Consider the following 787-nt stretch of genomic DNA (forward strand, 5'->3'; position numbering starts at 1 on the left):
CCCGCGCAGCCAGGTCCGCAGTGATCTCGAACCCGCACCAGTCCTGGGCGAACTGGACCGGGCAGCCGAACGTCTCGGCGTACGCCGCTGTTGGACCCATCTGATCGTGCAGGAAGGACATGGTGCTGAGGCGGGCGTCCGGTCCGGCCAGCAGGCGCAGCATCAGTACGACGTTCGCCATGCTCAGCTCGTAGCCCTGACGTGGGTCGGGGGCGGACGGCTCGACCACCTCGTAGACGAACCGGATGCCGACACCGGCATCCCGGGGCTCCGCGGCGAGCTTCAGGCCGGGGGAGTGCACGTAGAGATAGCGGGCGATGGCCGCCAGCCCGTCCTGCACGGTGTCCGAGTTGCGTGCGATGACGGCGACCGGCCCGAGGATCCCCAGCCCCTGCCAGCGCACCATGCGCAGCCCGAAGTCGGGGCAGTCGAGCTCCTCGGCGGTGGTGGCCAGGATGCGCAGGACCGCATCGAGCGGAACGAGGGCATCGTCCTCGCGCTCGACGCCGGGACGGAGGTGGAACCGTGCCAGGAGCGGCGTCGGGTCCCCGCCGAGCTCACGAACCAGGTCGGGATATCCCCACAGGCCGGTGGATCGGATCAGGCTTCCCACCGCGACTCCGCTCCTGTCCGGAAATGACAAGAGTATGGGCCTCCGCGCTGAGCCGCGCAACGTTCCTTCGGGCCTCACGCCACCGGTCGGACACGAAGCCGAGGGACGCTGCGACGAGAGGAATCCAGATCGGGATGAGCATGAACGCGAACAGGCTGACCATGGCCATCATGC

1 protein-coding gene is annotated in these 787 nt (G+C 68.7%); it reads right to left on the reverse strand.

From position 1 onward, the window contains the following. Positions 1-613: AraC family transcriptional regulator (locus tag ACOADB_RS26570; protein WP_378606109.1), on the reverse strand; the 613-nt coding region annotated here is incomplete at its 3' end. Positions 614-787: the final 174 nt, after the last annotated feature.

The organism is Nocardioides sp. CPCC 206348 (genome assembly GCF_048654705.1).
Classification (GTDB): Bacteria; Actinomycetota; Actinomycetes; order Propionibacteriales; family Nocardioidaceae; genus Nocardioides.